This window comes from Amycolatopsis sp. DSM 110486 (genome assembly GCF_019468465.1).
Taxonomy (GTDB): domain Bacteria; phylum Actinomycetota; class Actinomycetes; order Mycobacteriales; family Pseudonocardiaceae; genus Amycolatopsis.
Genome location: NZ_CP080519.1, coordinates 7,000,598 through 7,019,907, shown reverse-complemented (window position 1 = coordinate 7,019,907; position 19,310 = coordinate 7,000,598). Strand labels below are relative to the sequence as shown.

Below are 19,310 nucleotides of genomic sequence, written 5' to 3'. Positions count from 1 at the left end.
CGCGTCCGCGATCACCCCTAACGCACCCCGCCGACGGGCCCCGGCCGGCGCGGTGCACGGGCCACCACCCGCGCCGCGAGCGCAAGGCCCGCCGGACCGGTTAGGGGTTCCAGCTGCCTGATCGGACTCGCTTGACTGAAGGCCGCGGCAGAGCGCGCTGACGCGCCCGATGCCCCGCCGGCGGTCAAGGCCCGGTGAGCCGAACGCGCCGTGCCCTGTGCGCAGCGCTTCCCCTGTTACCCCAGCCAGTGAAGGGCACGCAGTTGACCGAGGAATCGCAGCTCGTCGACTATCTCCGGCGGATGACTTCGGACTTGCGGCAGGCGAACCGCAGGATCAAGAAGCTCGAGGACGACGCCGTCGAGCCGATCGCGGTCATCGGCATGGGCTGCCGCCTGCCCGGCGGAGTGTCCAACCCGGACGAACTGTGGACCCTCGTATCCCAAGGCGTCGACGCCATCACCCCCTTCCCCACCGACCGCGGCTGGGACCTCGACGCGCTGTATGACCCCGACCCCGACAACCCCCGTACGACCTACGTCCGCCACGGCGGTTTCCTCCACAACGCCGCCTACTTCGACAACGACTTCTTCGGGATCTCCCCCCGCGAAGCCCTCGCCATGGACCCCCAGCAACGACTTCTGCTCGAAACCGCCTGGGAAACCCTCGAACACGCCAACATCGACCCGAACACACTCCGCGGCACCCGCACCGGCGTCTTCACCGGCGTCATGTACCACGACTACGCGGGTGGTGAGCGGTCCCGGCTGCCGGACGAGGTCGAGGGGTTCCTGGCCACCGGCATGGCCGGCAGTGTCGCGTCCGGACGGATCGCCTACACGCTCGGGTTGGAAGGCCCCGCGATCACGCTCGACACCGCCTGCTCGTCCTCCTTGGTCGCGATCCACCTGGCGATCCAGGCGCTGCGCAACGGAGAATGCGACTACGCCATCGCAGGCGGCGCGACCGTGATGGCGACGCCCACGACGTTCGTCGAACAGGGACGCCAACGGGGTCTGGCACCCGACGGGCGGTGCAAAGCCTTCTCCGACAACGCCGACGGCACCGGCTGGGCCGAAGGCACCGCACTCATCCTCCTCACCCGCACCACCACCGCCACCCACCACAACCACACCACCCACTCCCTCATCCGAGCCACCGCCACCAACCAAGACGGCGCCAGCAACGGACTCACCGCACCCAACGGCCCCTCCCAACAACGCGTCATCACCCAAGCCCTCGCCAACGCCCACCTCACCCCCCACGACATCCACGTCGTCGAAGCGCACGGCACTGGCACCACCCTCGGCGACCCCATCGAAGCCCAAGCCCTGCACAACACCTACGGACCCGACCGCACCACTCCCCTCTACCTCGGCACGCTCAAATCCAACATCGGGCACACCCAAGCCGCCGCCGGCGCCGCGGCCCTCATCAAGATGACGGCCGCCCTCCACCAGGACACTCTCCCGCCGACCCTCCACACCACACCCAGCACCACCGAGAACTGGCCCCACCACCACCTCGCCCTGCTCACCGAACCCCGGCCGTGGCCCACCACCACGACCAGACGCGCCGCCATCAGCAGCTTCGGCGTCAGCGGCACCAACGCCCACCTCGTCCTCGAACAACCACCCACGCCCGAACCCGCCGCAGACGACCGCGAACGGCCGCTCGGCGCGGCGACCCTGCCGTGGGTCCTGTCCGCCCACACCGGCACCGCCCTGCGCGCCCAGGCCGCCAGGCTGCGCGACCACCTGGCCGGACACCCCGATCTCCCGCCCGGCGACGTCGCCCGCACCCTCGCGACCGGACGCGCCCACCTCGACCACCGGGCCGTCGTCCTCGATCCCGCCGCGGCCGACCCCGCGTTGGCCGCGCTCGCCGAGAGCGGCGCGGACGGGCTCCCCGCGAGCACGGTCGCCGGGAGCGTCGTTCCCGACCCCCGGGTGGTGTTCGTCTTCCCCGGCCAGGGCTCGCAGTGGGCCGGGATGGCCGTGGAGCTGCTCGACTCGGCACCGGTCTTCCGCGCCGCTTTCCGCGACTGCGAAGCGGCCTTGGCGCCGTACGTCGACTGGTCGCCGACCGCCGTTCTGCGCGAGGAACCGGGCGCCCCGGAACTCACCCGGGTGGACGTGGTGCAGCCGCTCCTGTTCGCGGTGATCGTCGCGCTGGCGGCGCAGTGGCAGGCGGCCGGCGTGCACCCGGCGATGGTGGTGGGACACTCGCAGGGCGAGATCGCCGCGGCGTACGTGTGCGGAGCGCTCAGCCTCGCCGACGCGGCGAAGGTCGTCGCGCTGCGGAGCAAGGCCATCGGCGAGCTGATGGCCGGCCGCGGTGACATGGTGTCGATCCCCTTGCCGGTGGAGCAGGTGCGGGAGCTCGTGGCGGAGTACCCGGACAAGCTCGCGGTCGCGGTGGTGAACGGACCGTCGTCCACCGCGGTGTCGGGTGACCTCGACGCGCTGGACGCGATCGTCGCGACCTGCGAGGCGGCCGGGGTGCGCGCTCGCCGCCTCGCCATCGGCTACGCGTCGCACTGCCCGCAGGTTTCCGTGGTCCGCGAACGGCTTCTGGCGGAGCTGGCGGAAATCACGCCCCGCCGCTCGGAGCTGCCGTTCGTCTCGGCGGTCACCGGAGCGGTGTTCGACACCAGCGGGCTCGACGCCGAGTATTGGTACCGCAACCTGCACGAGCCGGTCGAGTTCACGCGGGCGACGACCGCCGCGCTCGACCAGGGACTCGGAGTGTTCGTGGAGGTCAGCCCCCACCCCGTGCTCGTGCCGGTGGTGCAGCAGATCCTCGACGCCGCCGACGCGGACGCCGCGGTGACCGGCACGCTCCGCCGCGGCGAAGGCGGTCCGGCACGGTTCCTCCGTTCCGTGGCCGAGATGTGGGTCCGCGGCGCGACGGTGGACTGGCCCGCGCTGTTCGCCGGTTCCGGCACCACCATGGTGCAGCTGCCGACGTACGCGTTCCAACGCACGCGCTACTGGCTGGAGCAGCTGCCGACGACCGGCGACCCGGCCTCGGCCGGTCTTCTGCCGGCCGGGCACCCGCTGCTCGGCGCGAGCGTGACGCTCGCCGACGGAGACGGCCTCTTGCTCACCGGACGGCTCTCGCGCAAAGACCAGCCCTGGCTTGCCGACCACGAGGTCGCCGGATCGACTTTGCTGCCGGGCACGGCTTTCGTGGAGCTGGCAGTGCGAGCGGGCGACCAGGTCGGCCGGTCCTGCGTCGAGGAGCTCACGCTGCGCCGGCCGCTGGTCCTGCCCGCCGACGACTCACCGGTGCAGGTGCAGATCCGCGTCGGCACTGCTGGTGCCGACGGCCGCAGCCCCCTCGGCGTGCACTCGTCGCGGGACGGGCACACGTGGGACCTGCACGCCACCGGCACGCTGGCCGAGCGGCCCGCGCAGCACGTCGCCGCCCTCGGCACGTGGCCGCCGCCGGGCGCCGAGGAGATCGGCACAACCGACGTGTACGCGGATCTCGCCGGATCCGGGCTGCGGTACGGGCCGGCTTTCCAGGGCCTGCACCGCGCGTGGCGGCTCGGGACCGACTTGTTCGCCGAAGTGCGCCTCCCCGAGCCCGCCCGGCCCGACGGGTTCGGCATCCACCCGGCCCTGCTCGACGCCGGCCTGCACGTCATGGCCCTCGGCGCACCCGCGGGCGGGCAGCGCGTGGTCCGGCTGCCCTTCAGCTGGGCCGGGGCGACGCTGCACGCGAGCGGCGCGACTTCCGTCCGGGTCCGGCTGACGCGCACCGGCGAAGAGGCCGTGGCTCTCGACGTGTTCGACGACGCCGGCGCACCGGTGGCGTCCGTCGCCGAGCTGACGCTGCGGCCACTGCCCGCCGGCGGTGCTGCCGTCCCGCCGCCACCGTCCACTTCGGACAATGACCTCCTCCACCTCGACTGGCGGCCCGTCCCGGTCACCGGCGGGGCCGGGTGTGCGCTCTGGGGCACCGACCCGTTCGGTCTCGGGCTGCCGGCTGTCCCCGACCTCGCGGCGCTGCCGGACGACGGCGCCGCGGTGGTGCGCTGCTTCACCACCGACGATGACCCGGATCTCGCCGGCGCGTTGGCTCGAGCCGCGGAACTGGTGCGCGCGTGGCTCATCGCCCCGGAGGCCGCGGGCCGCCGGCTGGTCGTCGTCACGCGCGGCGCACTGTCCTGTTCGGACTCCGAGGACGTCACCGACCTGGGCGCCGCGGCAGCGCTGGGCCTGCTGCGGTCGGCCCAGAACGAGAACCCGGACCGGTTCGTGCTGGTGGACCTCGACGCCGACGAACGATCGGCCGCGCTCGTCCCGGCCGCGGTTGCCACGGCCGAGCCGACCCTCGCGATCCGCGCCGGCGAGCTGCTGACTCCTCGGCTCGCACCGCTGTCCGGGCACGGCGCCCTGCTCCCGCCCGTGGACGCACCCGCCTGGCGCCTCGACAGCACCGGCCACGGCACCCTCGAGAACCTGCAGCTGGTCCCCACCCCCGAAGCGACCGAGCCGCTCGGACCCGGCGAGGTCCGGATCTCCGTGCGCGCCGCCGGGCTGAATTTCCGCGACGTGGTCGTCGCCCTCGACCTCGTCCCCGGGATGGCGAACCTGGGCGGTGAGGTCTCGGGCGTGGTCCTCGACGTCGGCTCCGAGGTGACCGACCTCGTCCCCGGAGACCGCGTGATGGGGTTGTGCGCCCGTGCGTTCGGCCCGATCGCCACGTCCGACCAGCGCTGGCTGGTCCGCATGCCCGAGGAATGGAGTTTCGAGCTCGCCGCCGCCGTGCCGGTCATCTACCTCACGGCCTACTACGGCCTGGTCGATCTCGGCGGACTGCGCGCGGGCGAGTCGGTGCTGGTGCACGCGGCCGCCGGCGGCGTCGGTGTCGCCGCGACGCAGCTCGCCCGGCACCTGGGGGCCGAGGTGTTCGGCACCGCCAGCACGGGCAAGTGGGACACCCTGCGCGCCAACGGCTTCGCCGACACGCACATAGCCAACTCCCGGACCCTGGATTTCGAGCCCGAGTTCCTCGCCGTGACCGGCGGCGAGGGGATCGACCTGGTGCTCGACTGCCTGGCCGACGAGTTCGTCGACGCCGGGCTACGCCTGCTGCCCCGGGGCGGACGGTTCCTGGAGATGGGCAAAACCGACCGGCGGGACCCGGCCGAGGTCGCCGAGCGGCATCCCGGCGTGCGGTACCAGGCCTACGACGTGCTGGAGGCGGGGCCGGAACGCACACAGGAGATGCTGCGGGAGATCCTCGCGCTCTTCGAGCAAGGCGTACTGACCCCGCCGCCGATCACCACGTGGGACGTGCGCCGCGGGCGGGAGGCGTTCCGCGCGCTGAGCCAGGCCCGGTTGGTCGGCAAGGTGGTGCTGACGATGCCGCGGCCACTGCCGGCCGGCGGGACCGTGCTGATCACCGGCGCGAGCGGCATGCTCGGGTCCCGGGTCGCCCGGCACCTCGCCGACCGGCACGGGGTGCGGCACCTGCTGCTGCTCAGCCGGCGCGGAGCCGACGCGCCGGGCGCGGCCGAGCTGGCCGCGGAACTGGCCGGGCTCGGCTGTTCGGTCACGTTCGCGGCGGCCGACGTCGCCGACCGCGACGGGGTCGCTGCCGCACTGGCGACGATCCCCGCGGCGCACCCGCTGTCCGCGGTGGTCCACACGGCCGGGGTGCTCGACGACGGGCTTGTGGAGACGCTCACCGAGGAGCAGATCTCCCGGGTGCTGCGGCCGAAGGCCGGTGGAGCCCTGGTGCTGCACGAGCTGACCCGCGACCTCGACCTCACGGCGTTCGTGCTGTTCTCGTCCCTTTCCGGGGTCCAGGGCGGCGCGGGACAGGGCAACTACGCGGCCGCCAACGCGTTCCTCGACGCGCTCGCCCAGCACCGCCGGGCGCACGGCCTGCCGGGCCAGTCCCTCGCGTGGGGGTTCTGGCGCGAACGCGGCGGGATGACCGCCCACCTCAGCGACGCCGACGTGACCCGCCTGGAGAGGTCCGGCGCCCGCCCGATCGAGACCGACGAGGGCCTGGCCCTGTTCGACCGGGCGCTGTCGGCCGACCTCGCGTTCGTCGCACCGGCGGGGCTGGACTTCGCCGCGCTGCGCAGCGGCCCCGTCGGCCCGCTGCTGCGCGACCTGGTGGGTACCGTCGTCCGGCCGTCCGCCGGGGCCGCGAAGCCGGCAACGGCCGGTGAGCCGGAGCTGCCGGCCCGGCTGCGCGGGCTGACCGGCCAGGAACAGCGCCGGCTGCTCGTGGACCTGGTGCGCACCAATGCCGCGACCGTGCTCGGCCACGGTTCGGTGGAGTCGGTGCAGCCCAACCGGGCGTTCCGCGACGCGGGTTTCGACTCCCTCACGGCGGTGGAGCTGCGCAACCGGCTGACCACCCTGACCGGGCTGCGGCTGCCGGCCACCCTGGTCTTCGACTACCCGAGCGCGCGAGTCCTCGCCGACTACCTGATCGATCAGCTCGCCACGCCGGACGAGCGCGCGGCGGCGGCGACCACGACAACGCGGACCCCGGACCCGGTCGCGCCGGCGGACGAGCCCATCGCGGTCATCGGGATGGCGTGCCGCCTGCCCGGCGGAGTGTCCAACCCGGACGAACTGTGGGACCTCGTATCCCAAGGGATCGACGCCATCACCCCCTTCCCGGTGGATCGGGGCTGGGACCTCGACGCGCTGTACGACCCCGACCCCGACAACCCCGGCACCACCTACGTCCGCCACGGCGGCTTCCTCCACGAGGCGGCTTATTTCGACAACGACTTCTTCGGCATCTCCCCCCGCGAAGCCCTCGCCATGGACCCCCAGCAACGACTTCTGCTCGAAACCGCCTGGGAAACCCTCGAACACGCCAACATCGACCCGAACACACTCCGCGGCACCCGCACCGGCGTCTTCACCGGCGTGATCTACCACGACTACGGCTCCTGGGTGGCCCCAGGCTCACCGGAAACCGAGGACTACATCGGCACGGGCGTGTCCGGCAGTGTCGCGTCCGGACGGATCGCCTACACGCTCGGGCTCGAAGGCCCCGCGATCACCCTCGACACCGCCTGCTCGTCTTCCCTGGTCGCCATCCACCTCGCGATCCAAGCCCTGCGCAACGGAGAATGCGACTACGCCATCGCAGGCGGCGCGACCGTGATGTCCAACCCGACGCCCTTCGTGGGCTTCAGCCGCCAGCGCGGTCTGGCGCCGGACGGGCGGTGCAAAGCCTTCTCCGACAACGCCGACGGCACCGGCTGGGCCGAAGGCACCGCACTCATCCTCCTCACCCGCACCACCACCGCCACCCACCACAACCACACCACCCACTCCCTCATCCGAGCCACCGCCACCAACCAAGACGGCGCCAGCAACGGACTCACCGCACCCAACGGCCCCTCCCAACAACGCGTCATCCGCGACGCACTGGCCGCGGCCGGGCTCGAACCGTCCGAAGTGGACGCTGTCGAAGCCCACGGCACCGGTACGACGCTCGGCGACCCCATCGAAGCGAACGCCTTGCTCGCGACCTACGGCCGCGACCGCGCCACCCCGCTCCTGCTCGGATCGTTGAAATCCAACATCGGGCACGCGCAAGCCGCCGCAGGAGTCGCCGGCGTGATCAAGATGGCGCAGTCGGTGCGGCACGGGGTGCTCCCGGCAACGTTGCACGCCGACGAGGCGTCGCGGAAGATCGAGTGGTCGGCGGGCACGGTGGAGCTGCTCACCCGGGCCAGGCCCTGGCCCGCCACCGGCACCCGACGGGCCGCCGTCAGCAGTTTCGGCGTCAGCGGCACCAACGCCCACCTCATCCTCGAACAACCACCCACGCCCACACGGCCGGTGGCCGAGGCCACGCCACCGTCGGTGCTGCCGGTACCGCTCTCGGCGCGGTCAGGGGAAGCCCTGCGGGCTCAGGCAAACCGTCTTCGTGAGTACCTCGGCGCGCACCCGGACCTCGAGCTCGGCGACGTCGCCCACACCCTCGCCACCGGACGCGCAAACCTGAGCCACCGCGCGGTGCTCGTCGCGGCGGACCGCGACGAGCTGCTCGCCGGGCTCGACGCGATCGAGCACGACCGGCCGATCGCCCACGGCAGCACCGCGACGGCCGGCGAACGCCGGTGTGCGATGGTGTTCACCGGTCAGGGCGCACAGTGGGCCACCATGGGAAGTGTTCTGTACCAGGAGTTCCCGGTGTTCGCCGCGGCACTGGACAAGGTCTGCGCGGAGCTGGACGGCCCGCTGGGCCGGTCGCTGCGTGACCTGATGTCCGCCCCGGACGGCTCACCGGAGGCGGCACTGCTCGGCCAGACCCGCTACACGCAGGCGAGCACGTTCGCACTCGAGGTCGCGCTGTTCCGGCTGTTCGAATCCTGGGGCGTGGCGCCGGAGGTAGTGGCCGGCCATTCGGTCGGCGAGCTTTCCGCCGCGCACGTGTCCGGGGTGCTCTCGCTGCCGGACGCGGCGGTCCTCGTCGCGGCGCGGGGCAGCCTGATGCAGGCGCTACCCGCCGGTGGTGCGATGGTCTCGCTCGAAGCCGGCGTGGACGAAGTGCGGCCGCTGCTCGAGAACCTGGTCGGCCGAGCCGACTTGGCCGTGGTCAACGGCCCGGCCTCGGTGGTCGTGTCCGGCGAAGAGGAGCCGGTGCTCGAAATCGCCGGCGCGTTCGCCGCCCGCGGCCGCAAGACGAAACGGCTGCAGGTCAGCCACGCGTTCCACTCGCCGCTCATGGAGCCGATGCTCGCCGAGTTCGCGACCGTCGCGAGTGGACTCAAGTTCGGCCGGCCGGAGGTCCCGATCGTGTCGGCTGTCACCGGAACCCGGCTGGACCCTGAGACGGCGGCCACGCCGGGCTACTGGGTCCGGCAGGTGCGGGCCACCGTCAGGTTCGACGCGGTGCTGCGTGAGCTCGCGGGCTCGGGCATCACGGCCTACCTCGAACTCGGGCCGGACGCGGTGCTGAGCGCACTCGTGCCCGAGGACGGAGACCCGGTGCGCGTCCCGGCGATGCGGTCCGGGCGTCCCGAAACCCGCACCGCGTTCGGCGCGCTGGCGGCACTGCACGCCCACGGGGTGCCGGTGGACTGGGCGGCGGTGTTCGCCGGGCAAGGCCACCGGTCCGTCTCGCTGCCGACGTACGCCTTCCAGCGCAAGCGGTTCTGGCTCGACCGGCCGACCGGCAGCGCGGACGTGGCCGCGGCCGGGCTCACCCCGGCCGGGCATCCGCTGCTGGGCGCGGCCGTCGCGCTGCCGGAGTCCGAGGGAATGGTCTTCACCGGTCTGCTCGGCACGACGACGCACCCCTGGCTGGCCGACCACACGATCGCCGGCACCACCCTCCTGGCGGGCACGGCGTTCGTCGAGCTGGCCCTGCACTGCGCCGGCGAGGTCGGCCTCGGGCGCGTCGACGAGTTGACACTCGAGACACCGCTGGTGGTCCCGCCGACCGGGACCGTGCGGCTGCAGGTGCGGGTCGGCGGCCCCGACGCCGACGGCGCCCGGGCCCTCACCGTCCACTCGGCCAACGGTGACGGCGAGCCGTGGACGCGCCACGCGAGTGGCCGGCTCACCGACGCCGCCGACACCGTGACCGACGAGCCCGCGGCGTGGCCGCCCTCGGGCGCGGAGCCGGTGGACGTTTCGCAGCTCTACGATCGGTTCGCGGAAACCGGGTTCTCCTATGGGCCGGCGTTCCGCGGGCTCACCGCCGCCTGGCGCCTCGGTGACGACGTGCTGGCGGAGATCAAGCTGCCCGAGCCGGCCACCCCCGACGGTTTCCTGCTCCACCCCGCGCTTCTCGACGCCGCGCTGCACGCCGCCGTGTGCGCGAGCGGAACGTTCGATGTGGACAGTGAAACCGGCCGGCTTCCCTTCGCCTGGACCGGGATCGAGTTGCACGCCACGGGTGCGTCGGCGGTGCGGGTGCGGCTCACACCGACCGGCCCGGACTCGTTCTCGCTCCGGCTCGCGGATCCGGCCGGGCTGCCCGTGGCCACCGTCGGCTCACTGGTCCTGCGGGAGGTCGTGGCCGAAGCGGCACCGGACCGGAGTCTCGACTCGCTGTACCGGCTCGAGTGGCCGGTCACCGAACCGGACGCCGTCGCCGGTACCCGGGCCTGGGCCGCGCTGGGTGATTCCGCTGTCCTGGCCGAAGCCGGTCTCGGTGCGCAGTCCTACTCCGATCTCGCCGCGCTGCGGACCGCGCTCGACGCGGGCACGCCGGCACCGGACTTCGTACTGGCGGCCCTGGCAGCTTTGGGGCCCGACGAGCCTGCCACAACACTGGATCAGGTGCTGTCACTCGCCCAGGAGTGGACCGCCGGTGAGGAGTTCGCCGCGGCCCGGCTGGTCGTGCTGACGCGCCGGACACAAGCCGTCGACGACAGTGAGGATGTGCTCGACCTCGGCGGCGCCGCCGCCTGGGGGCTGCTGCGGTCGGCGCAGACCGAGCACCCGGACCGGATCGTGCTCGTGGACGTCGACGACGATCCCGCGTCGCTGCTGCTCCTGCCCCGCGTGGCCGGGCACGACCAGGTCGCGGTGCGCCGGGGCGAGGCCCGCGTACCCCGCCTGGCCCTCGCTTCCACAGGAGAGGCGCTGATCCCGCCGGCCGGCACCTCGTGGCGGCTGGACACCACGGGCACCGACACCGTCGACGGGCTGCGCCTGCTCCCCGTCTCGGACGTCGAGCGCCCGCTCGAACCGCACGAGATCCGCCTGGACGTCCGCGCGGCCGGGGTCAACTTCCGCGACGTGGTCACCACGCTCGGCCTGGTGCCCAGCCAGGCCGGGATCGGCGGTGAGGCGGCCGGGGTCGTGCTGGAGGTCGGCGCCGAAGTGACCGGTCTCGAGGTCGGTGACCGCGTCTTCGGCGTGGTGCCCGGTTCCTTCGGTCCGCGGGCCATTGTGGACCGTCGGTTCGTGGCGCGTGTTCCGGAAGGATGGGGTTGGGCCGACGCCGCGTCGGTCCCGATCGCCTACCTCACCGCTTACCTGGGACTGGTGGAGCTGGCGAAGATCGGTCCCGGGTCCACGGTCCTGATCCACGCCGCCGCGGGCGGAGTCGGCACCGCCGCGGTTCAGATCGCCCACCACCTGGGTGCCACGGTGTTCGCCACCGCCAGCCCGGGCAAACACGCCGCGGTGATCGCCGCCGGGGTACCGGCCGAGCGGCTGTTCAACTCCCGCACCCTCGACTTCGAACAGCAGGTTTCCGCCGCCACCGAGGGCCGGGGAGCCGACCTCGTCCTGAACTGCCTCTCCGGTGAGTTCACCGACGCCGGCCTCCGCCTCACCGCGTCCGGCGGGGACTTCCTGGAGCTGGGCAAAACCGACCTGCGCGACCCCGAGGACGTGCACAGCCGGTTCCCCGGGATCCGGTACCGGGCCTACGACCTCCGCGACATCACGCCCGAGCACACCCACACCCTGCTCACCCACCTGACCCACCACTTCACCCGGCACGCGCTGACCCCGCCACCCGTCACCACCTACGACATCCGCCGCGCCCGCACCGCGTTCCGCCACCTCTCCCAAGCCACCCTCGTCGGCAAAGCAGTGCTCACCATCCCCACCGCCGGCCTGCTGTCGGGAACCGTCGTCATCACCGGCGGCACCGGAACCCTCGGCTCGCTGCTCGCCCGGCACCTCGCCACCCACCACCACACCCCCCACCTCCACCTCGTCTCCCGCCGCGGCGCCACCGCCCCCGGCGCCGCGGCCCTCAAACAAGACCTTGAATCCCAGGGCACCACCGTCACCATCACCGCCGCCGACATCACCGACCCCCACACCCTCACCCATCTCCTCGACACCACTCCCCACCTCAGCGCCGTCATCCACGCCGCCGCCACCCTCCACGACGCACCCCTCCACGGCCAAACCCCGACGACTCTCGCCACCACCCACACCAAAATCGCCCCCGCCCGCACCATCCACCAGCACAAGCCCGCCATCCCCCTCATCACTTTCTCCTCTGCGGCAGGCATGTTCGGTGCCGCGGGCCAAGCGAACTACGCCGCGGCCAACGCTTTCCTCGACGCCATGGCGGTGCACCGCCGGGCCCGCGGCCTCCCATCGCTGTCCCTCGCCTGGGGCGCTTGGGATTCCGAGTCGAGCCTGACCGCCGGGCTCAGCGAAGCCGACCGGCAGCGCATGGCCCGCGGTGGCGTCAGGCCGCTCTCGCCCGAAGACGGCTTGGCGCTGTTCGACGCGGCCTTGCGCACGGACTCGGCATTACTCGCCCCGATCCGCCTCGACCCAGCGGCGCTTCGCACGCAGGCAGGCAACGGCGCTCTTCCGCCGTTGCTGGCGAACCTGGTCCGGAGCGGCCCCCGCCGGGCGAGTGGCGGGGAGACCACCGCCGACGGGCCGGCACTCGTGGCGCGGCTGTCCGGGCTCACCGCGGCCGACCAGCACCGGGAGCTGATCGAAGTCGTCGTGTCCGAGGTGGCCACGGTGCTCGGCCACGGTTCCGCGTCCGGAGTGGACCGTCAGCGCTCGTTCCGCGAGCTGGGTTTCGACTCGCTGGCGGCGGTGGAACTGCGCAACCGACTGACCACGCTCACCGGGCTGCGGCTGCCGACGACACTGGTGTTCGACCACCCGACCCCGGCCGAGCTGGCCACGCACTTGCTGACCGAACTGGCACCGGAGTCGGCCTCGCCGGTGGACGCCGCGCTGGCCGGCCTCGACGGGCTCGGTGCACTGCTCACCTCGATCGGCAACGACGACCAGGGTCGCGGCGAGGTGTCCCGACGGCTCCAGTCGCTGCTCACGCTCTGGAACGGGCGCGGTGAGACCCACGACGACACCGACCTCGACGCCGCGAGCAACGACGAGCTGTTCTCCATGATCGACAACGACTTCCGGCTGTCCTGAGTCCCGGCAGGCGATCGCGCGAACCCGTAGGAGCTGAAGAACGTCATGTCCGAAGAAGCGAAGCTTCGCGAGTACCTGAAACGCGCGATCGCCGACGGCCGGACCCTGCAGCGCCGGCTTCAGGAGCTCGAGGGCAGGGCGGCCGAACCGGTCGCGATCGTGGCGATGGCCTGTCGGTTCCCCGGTGGAGTGCGCACCCCGGAGGACCTCTGGCACCTCGTCGCCGACGGACGGGACGCGATCACGCCGTTCCCCGCCGACCGCGGCTGGCCGGCCGAGGACCTCTACCCCGACGAATCCGAAGTGGACGGTGAGGCCCGGGCACACACGGTCGAGGGCGGCTTTCTCGCCGACGCGGGCGGGTTCGACGCGGGGTTTTTCGGGGTGTCGCCGCGGGAGGCGCTGGCGATGGATCCGCAACAGCGGTTGCTGTTGGAAGTGTCGTGGGAGGCGGTGGAGCGCGCGGGGATCGATCCGTCGTCGCTACACGGCAGCCGCACCGGCGTCTACGTCGGAGGCATGTCGCAGGATTTCGGCGGACTGCTCGCGACGTCGAGCCACGGCGATGAGGGCCACCTGCTGACCGGCGGCTCGGGCAGCGTGCTGTCCGGACGCCTGTCTTACACCTTCGGGTGGGAAGGACCCGCCGTCACCCTGGACACAGCGTGTTCGTCGTCCTTGGTCGGGCTGCACCTGGCGGCGCAGGCGTTGCGCGGCGGTGAGTGCGACCTGGCGCTGGCCGGTGGGGTGACGGTGATGTCCACGCCGGGCGTGTTCCTGGAGTTCTCGCGACAGGGCGGGCTCGCGGCCGACGGAAGGTGCAAGGCGTTCTCCGCTGCCGCCGATGGCACGGGCTGGTCCGAAGGCGTCGGCATGGTCGTGCTGGAACGCCTCGCCGACGCCCGCCGTCACAACCACCGGATCCTCGCCCTCGTCCGGGGCTCGGCGATCAACCAGGACGGTGCCTCCAACGGACTCACCGCACCCCACGGCCCCTCCCAGGAACGCGTGATCCGCGACGCGCTGGCCGTCGCGGGGCTCGATCCGTCCGAAGTGGACGCCGTCGAAGCCCACGGCACCGGCACCACTCTCGGCGACCCCATCGAAGCCCACGCCCTGCTCGCCACCTACGGCCGCCACCGCGACACTCCCCTTCTGCTCGGCTCCCTGAAGTCCAACATCGGCCACACCCAGTACGCCGCCGGTGTCGCGGGTGTCATCAAGATGGTGGAGTCGTTGCGCCACGGGGTGCTTCCGGCGACGTTGCACGCGGACGAGCCCTCGCGTGAAGTCGACTGGACCGCGGGTGCGGTGGAGTTGCTGACCGAGGCGAGGGGCTGGCCGGAGACGGGACGGCCGCGGCGGGTGGGGGTGTCGTCGTTCGGCATGAGCGGCACGAACGCGCACGTAGTCCTGGAGCAGGCACCGGAGGAAACCGCGGTGGTGCCGGCACCGCCCGACGGTGAGGTGTTGTTGTCGTTGTCGGCGGTGACCGGTGCGGCGCTCTCTGAGCAGGCCGCGCGGTTGGGTGAGTTCCTGACCGCTCATCCGGAGGTGCCGGTCGCGGACGTCGCGCACTCGCTGGCGGCGGGCCGGGCGCGGTTCGAGCACCGCGCGGTGGTGATCGGTGACCGGGCGACGGTGCCGGCCGCGTTGTCCGCGCTCGCGGAGGGCACCGAATCCCCGGATGTCGTGCGTGGGGTGGTGTCGGGTTCCGGTGGTGTGGCCGCGGTTTTCGCCGGGCAGGGTGGCCAGTGGGTCGGCATGGGCCGCGCGCTGGGGGAAGCGTCGCCGATGTTCGCCGAGTCGATGGCCGCGTGTGAAGAGGCACTGTCGCCGTACGTCGACTGGTCGCTGTCGAGGGTGCTCGACGACCCGGACGCGATGGCGCGGGTATCGGTGGTGCAGCCCGTTTCCTGGGCGGTCGCGGTGTCGCTGGCCGCGCTGTGGGCCGGCGTGGGTGTGGTTCCGAGCGTGGTGGTGGGGCATTCACAAGGCGAGATCGCGGCCGCGTGCGTCGCAGGAGCTTTGAGCCTGGCCGATGCCGCCCGGATCGTGGCCGTGCGGTCCGCACTGATCGAACGCTCCCTCTCCGGTCTCGGGACCATGGGGTCGATCGCCTGGCCCGCCGAACGGGTCGAGGAAGCGATCAGCACGCTGGGCCTGGCCGGTGTCGGCGTTGCCGCGGTCAACTCCCCGGGCGCGGTCATCGTGTCCGGCACCACCGATGACCTCGACGCGCTGGTCGCGTATTGCGCGAACGAAGGTGCTCGGGCCCGGCGGATCCCCGTCGACTACGCCTCGCATTCGGCGCAGGTGGAGATCATCGCCGACGAACTGCGCGCCGCGCTGAAGGGAATCACCCCGGGGGAATCGACGATCCCGATGATCTCCACCGTGACCGGGCAGCGCGTCGACACCACCACGCTCGACGCGGAGTACTGGGTGCGGAACCTGCGATCGGCCGTCCGGTTCGCCGACGCCATCACCACGATCACCGAGAGCGGCTTCACCCGCTTCCTGGAAATCAGCGCCCACCCCGTCCTCACCACCGCCGTCGAAGAAACCGCCGGCACGCCCGCCCTGCACACCCTCACCCGCGACCACGGCGACCTCCGGCAGTGGCTCACCGCGGTCGCCACCGCCCACGCCGCCGGCCTCGACCTCACCCTCCCCCAGCCCGCCACCGGCTCCGGACGTCCGGTGGATCTGCCGACGTATCCCTTCCAGCACCAGCACTTCTGGCTCACCGCCGGCACGTCCATGGTCAGGAACGAAGGCGGGCACCCCCTGCTCGGCAGGCCGGTCGAGGTCGCGGGAACGGGCACAGCGGTCTGGACCGGGACGCTGTCAGCGAGCACACCGCCCTGGCTGGCGGACCACCGCGTCGCCGGCACCGTCTTGCTCCCCGGCACCGCGTTCGCCGAACTCGCCGCCTGGGCCGGTGAGCGGCTGGGGTGTGCCACGGTCCGGGAGCTGACATTGTCCGCTCCCTTGGTGCTGGCGGAGCGGAGCAGGGTCGAAGTGCAGCTGTTCGTCGACGAGGCGGACGACGACGGGTCCCGGCGCGTCACGGTCCACAGCCGTCCCGCCGGCAATCCGGATCCACTGTGGACACCGCACGCCGAGGGGGTGCTCGAGGACGCCGGCGAGGTGGCCGAGCCCGCCTGGCCGGGTGCCTGGCCGCCGGCGGCCGCGGAACCGGCCGACGTCGACGAGCTGTACTCGGCGCTGCACGACGCCGGCCTGGACTACGGCGCGACGTTCCGGGCGGTTCGCGCGGCTTGGCGGGCCGGGGACGAGGTGTACGCCGAGGTCGCCCTGCCGGACACGCTGGAGCCCGGCGCGTTCGCGGTGCACCCGGCACTGCTCGACGCCGCCCTGCACCCGCTCGGCGGCCCGGGCACCGGCGCCGCACACCTGCCGTTCTCATGGGCGGGTTTGCGCGTCCACGCGACGGGTGCCCGCGCCCTGCGGGTCCACCTCTCGCGGGACGCGCGGGGCGGGGTGACAGTGCGCGCCTACGACGGCGCCGGACTGCCGGTGGTCACCGTCGAGTCCCTCGTGCTGCGCCCGGTCGGCGCGGCCCAGCTGAGCGGCCTCGGCTCCGCCGCGCCGGAATCCCTGTACGAGGTGCGCTGGAAACCGGTGTCCGCCGGCGAATCCGGCGGCGGACCGGTGGTCCTGCTGCGGTGCCCCGACAAGGCAGCCGGCGACGTCGCCGACCTCGCGCACGAGGTCACCGGCTGGACGGTCGCGGCCTTGCGGGACGCGCTCGCGCAGGACGAACCCGCGATCGTCGTGGTGACCCGCCGCGCGGCCGCCGTGGCCGAGGAGGACGTGCACCTCGCGCACGCGCCGATCACCGGTCTCGTGCGCTCCGCGCAGGCGGAGCACCCCGGCCGGATCGTCCTGCTGGACCTCGACGACTCGACGGAGCCCGACGCCGAGCTGGTGAACCGCGCCCTCGCGACCGGCGAGCCCGTGCTGGCGGTGCGCGACGGCCGGCTGCACGCGCCCCGGCTGGGCCCGGCTCGCCCCGCACCCGGCACCTTGGCGCTGCCCCCGGCCGGCGAAAGCGCCTGGCGGCTGGACTGCGTACAGCGGGGTTCGCTCGACGGCCTCGCGGTGGTCGCGAACGCGGCCGCCGACGCGCCGCTCGCGCCGGGTGAAGTCCGGATCGCGGTGCGGGCCGCGGGCGTCAACTTCCGCGACGTGCTCATCGCGCTCGACGTCTACCCCGGTGCCGCGCGCCCGGGCAGTGAAGGTGCCGGGGTCGTGGTCGAGGTCGGTTCCGCGGTCACCCGGTTCGCGCCCGGCGACCGGGTGATGGGCATGTTCGACGGCGCCTTCGCCCCCGTCGCGGTGTGCGACGAACGGACCGTGGTGCCGATACCCGACGGCTGGTCGTTCGCCGCGGCCGCCGCGGTGCCGGTCGCGTTCCTGACCGCCTACCACGGATTGGTCGACCTCGCGGGGCTGCGGGCCGGGGAACGCGTGCTCGTGCACGCCGCCGCCGGCGGGGTGGGGACCGCGGCGGTGCAGCTGGCCCGGCACCTCGGCGCGGAGGTCTTCGGCACCGCGAGCGAGGGCAAGTGGCCGGCGCTGCGGGCGGCCGGCCTGGCCGACGACCACATCGCCTCGTCGCGGACCACGGAGTTCGAGAAGTCCTTTTCGGACGGTTCGGACGGCGTCGACGTGGTGCTGAACTCGTTGAGCGGGGAGTTCGTCGACGCGGGCCTGCGGTCCCTGCGCTCCGGTGGCCGGTTCGTGGAGATGGGCAAGACGGACCTGCGTGACCCCGAGACGGCCGGCCGGGACCACCCCGGCACGCGGTACACGGCGTTCGACCTGAGCGCGGTGTCCGCGGACCGGGTCGGTGAGATCCTCGGCGAGCTCGCCCGGCTCTTCGCAGCCGGGGTCCTCGAGCCGCCCCGCGTGACGACCTGGCACGTTCGCGAGGCGCCGCAGGCGTTGCGCGCGCTGAGCCAGGCCGCGATCACGGGCAAGGCCGTGCTCACGTTCGACGCGGGCGACGGAGCGGTGATCCTCACCGGCGGCACCGGCCGGCTCGGGCTGCTCGTCGCCCGGCACCTCCTGCGGCGCCACGGCTTCCGGCACCTGGTGCTCACGAGCCGGTCGGGCACCACGACCCCGGAGGTCCTCGAACTCGCCACCGAGGCGTCCGGGCTCGGCGGCGCGGTCACGGTCTCGGCCTGCGACGTCGGCGACCGCGCGGCCGTCGCGGGCCTGCTCGCCGATGTCGGCGCCCGGCACCCGATCGCCGGGGTCGTGCACCTCGCCGGGATCACCGACGACGCGACGCTGGACTCGCTGGACCCCGACCGGCTGCACCGGGTCCTCGCGCCCAAAGTGGACGGTGCCTGGCACCTGCACGAGCTGACCGAGCCGATGAACCTGTCGCTGTTCGTGCTCTTCTCGTCGGCCGCCGGGACCTTCGGCAGCGCGGGTCAGGCCGGCTACGCGGCGGGCAACGCCTTCCTCGACGGCCTGGCTCGCCACCGTCGCCGGCACGGCCTCCCCGGCACTTCCCTGGCTTGGGGACTGTGGGCGGCCGCGAGCGGCATGACCGGACACCTGGAGGAACGGGACCGTCGCCGGCTCGGCCGCGGCGGCGCCCTGCCCCTCGAGACCGCCGAGGGCCTCGCGCTCCTCGACGCGGCGCTCGGCGCCGGAAACCCGGCCCTGGTCACCGCGCGCTTGGACCTCGCCGGCCTGCGCCGGCAGACCCAGCCCGTGCCGGCCCTGCTGCGCGACCTGGTCCGCCCCGCCACCCGGCGCGCCGCCGAGTTCGCGGGCGACGGCGACGCGCTGCGGGAACGCCTCGAGCGGATGTCCCGGCCCGACCGCCTCGACCTGCTGGTCGAGATGGTGCGCCGCCACGTCGCCACCGTGCTCGGCCACACCGACCCGAAGTCGGTCGGCCTCGACAAGTCCTTCCGCGACCTGGGCTTCGACTCGCTGACCTCGGTGGAGCTGCGCAACCGCCTCGCCGCGGAAACCGGCCTGCGGCTGCCGGTGAGCCTCGTGTTCGACCACCCGCGCACCTCGGCACTCGCCGAACACCTGTCCGCGCAGCTCGTCCCGGACGACGCCGACGCCGGTGCGACCGCCGACCCCGACGACGAGATCCGGCAGGCCCTCGCGGCCATCCCGGTGGCCCGCCTGCGCCAGGCCGGTCTCCTCGACCCGCTCCTCGACCTCGCCCGCACGCCCGACCCCGAGACGCCCGAGCCCCCGCCGGACGACACCGACCGGATCCTCGAGGCGGACGACTCCGAACTCGTCCGCCTCGCCCTGGCCAGCCTCGGCAAGGACTGACCGGAACCCGTCCACCGGCAGGAAAACAGCGCCGCCCTCCCGAAGGGTGGCGCTGTTTTCGTACCCGGCGCGGACGAACTCCCCCACCGGAAACCA

At 73.1% G+C, this 19,310-nt stretch carries 1 protein-coding gene and 1 pseudogene; both read left to right on the top strand.

The annotated features are described in order from the left end of the window. The first annotated feature begins 263 nt into the window (after positions 1–263). On the top strand, positions 264–12,872 hold the full coding sequence (locus tag K1T34_RS34115) for a type I polyketide synthase (protein WP_220238840.1): 12,609 nt from the start codon (positions 264–266) through the stop codon (positions 12,870–12,872). Between the two features lie 60 nt (positions 12,873–12,932). Further along, positions 12,933–19,214: pseudogene (locus K1T34_RS34110) on the top strand (SDR family NAD(P)-dependent oxidoreductase); the annotation flags it as partial. Positions 19,215–19,310 lie beyond the last annotated feature (96 nt).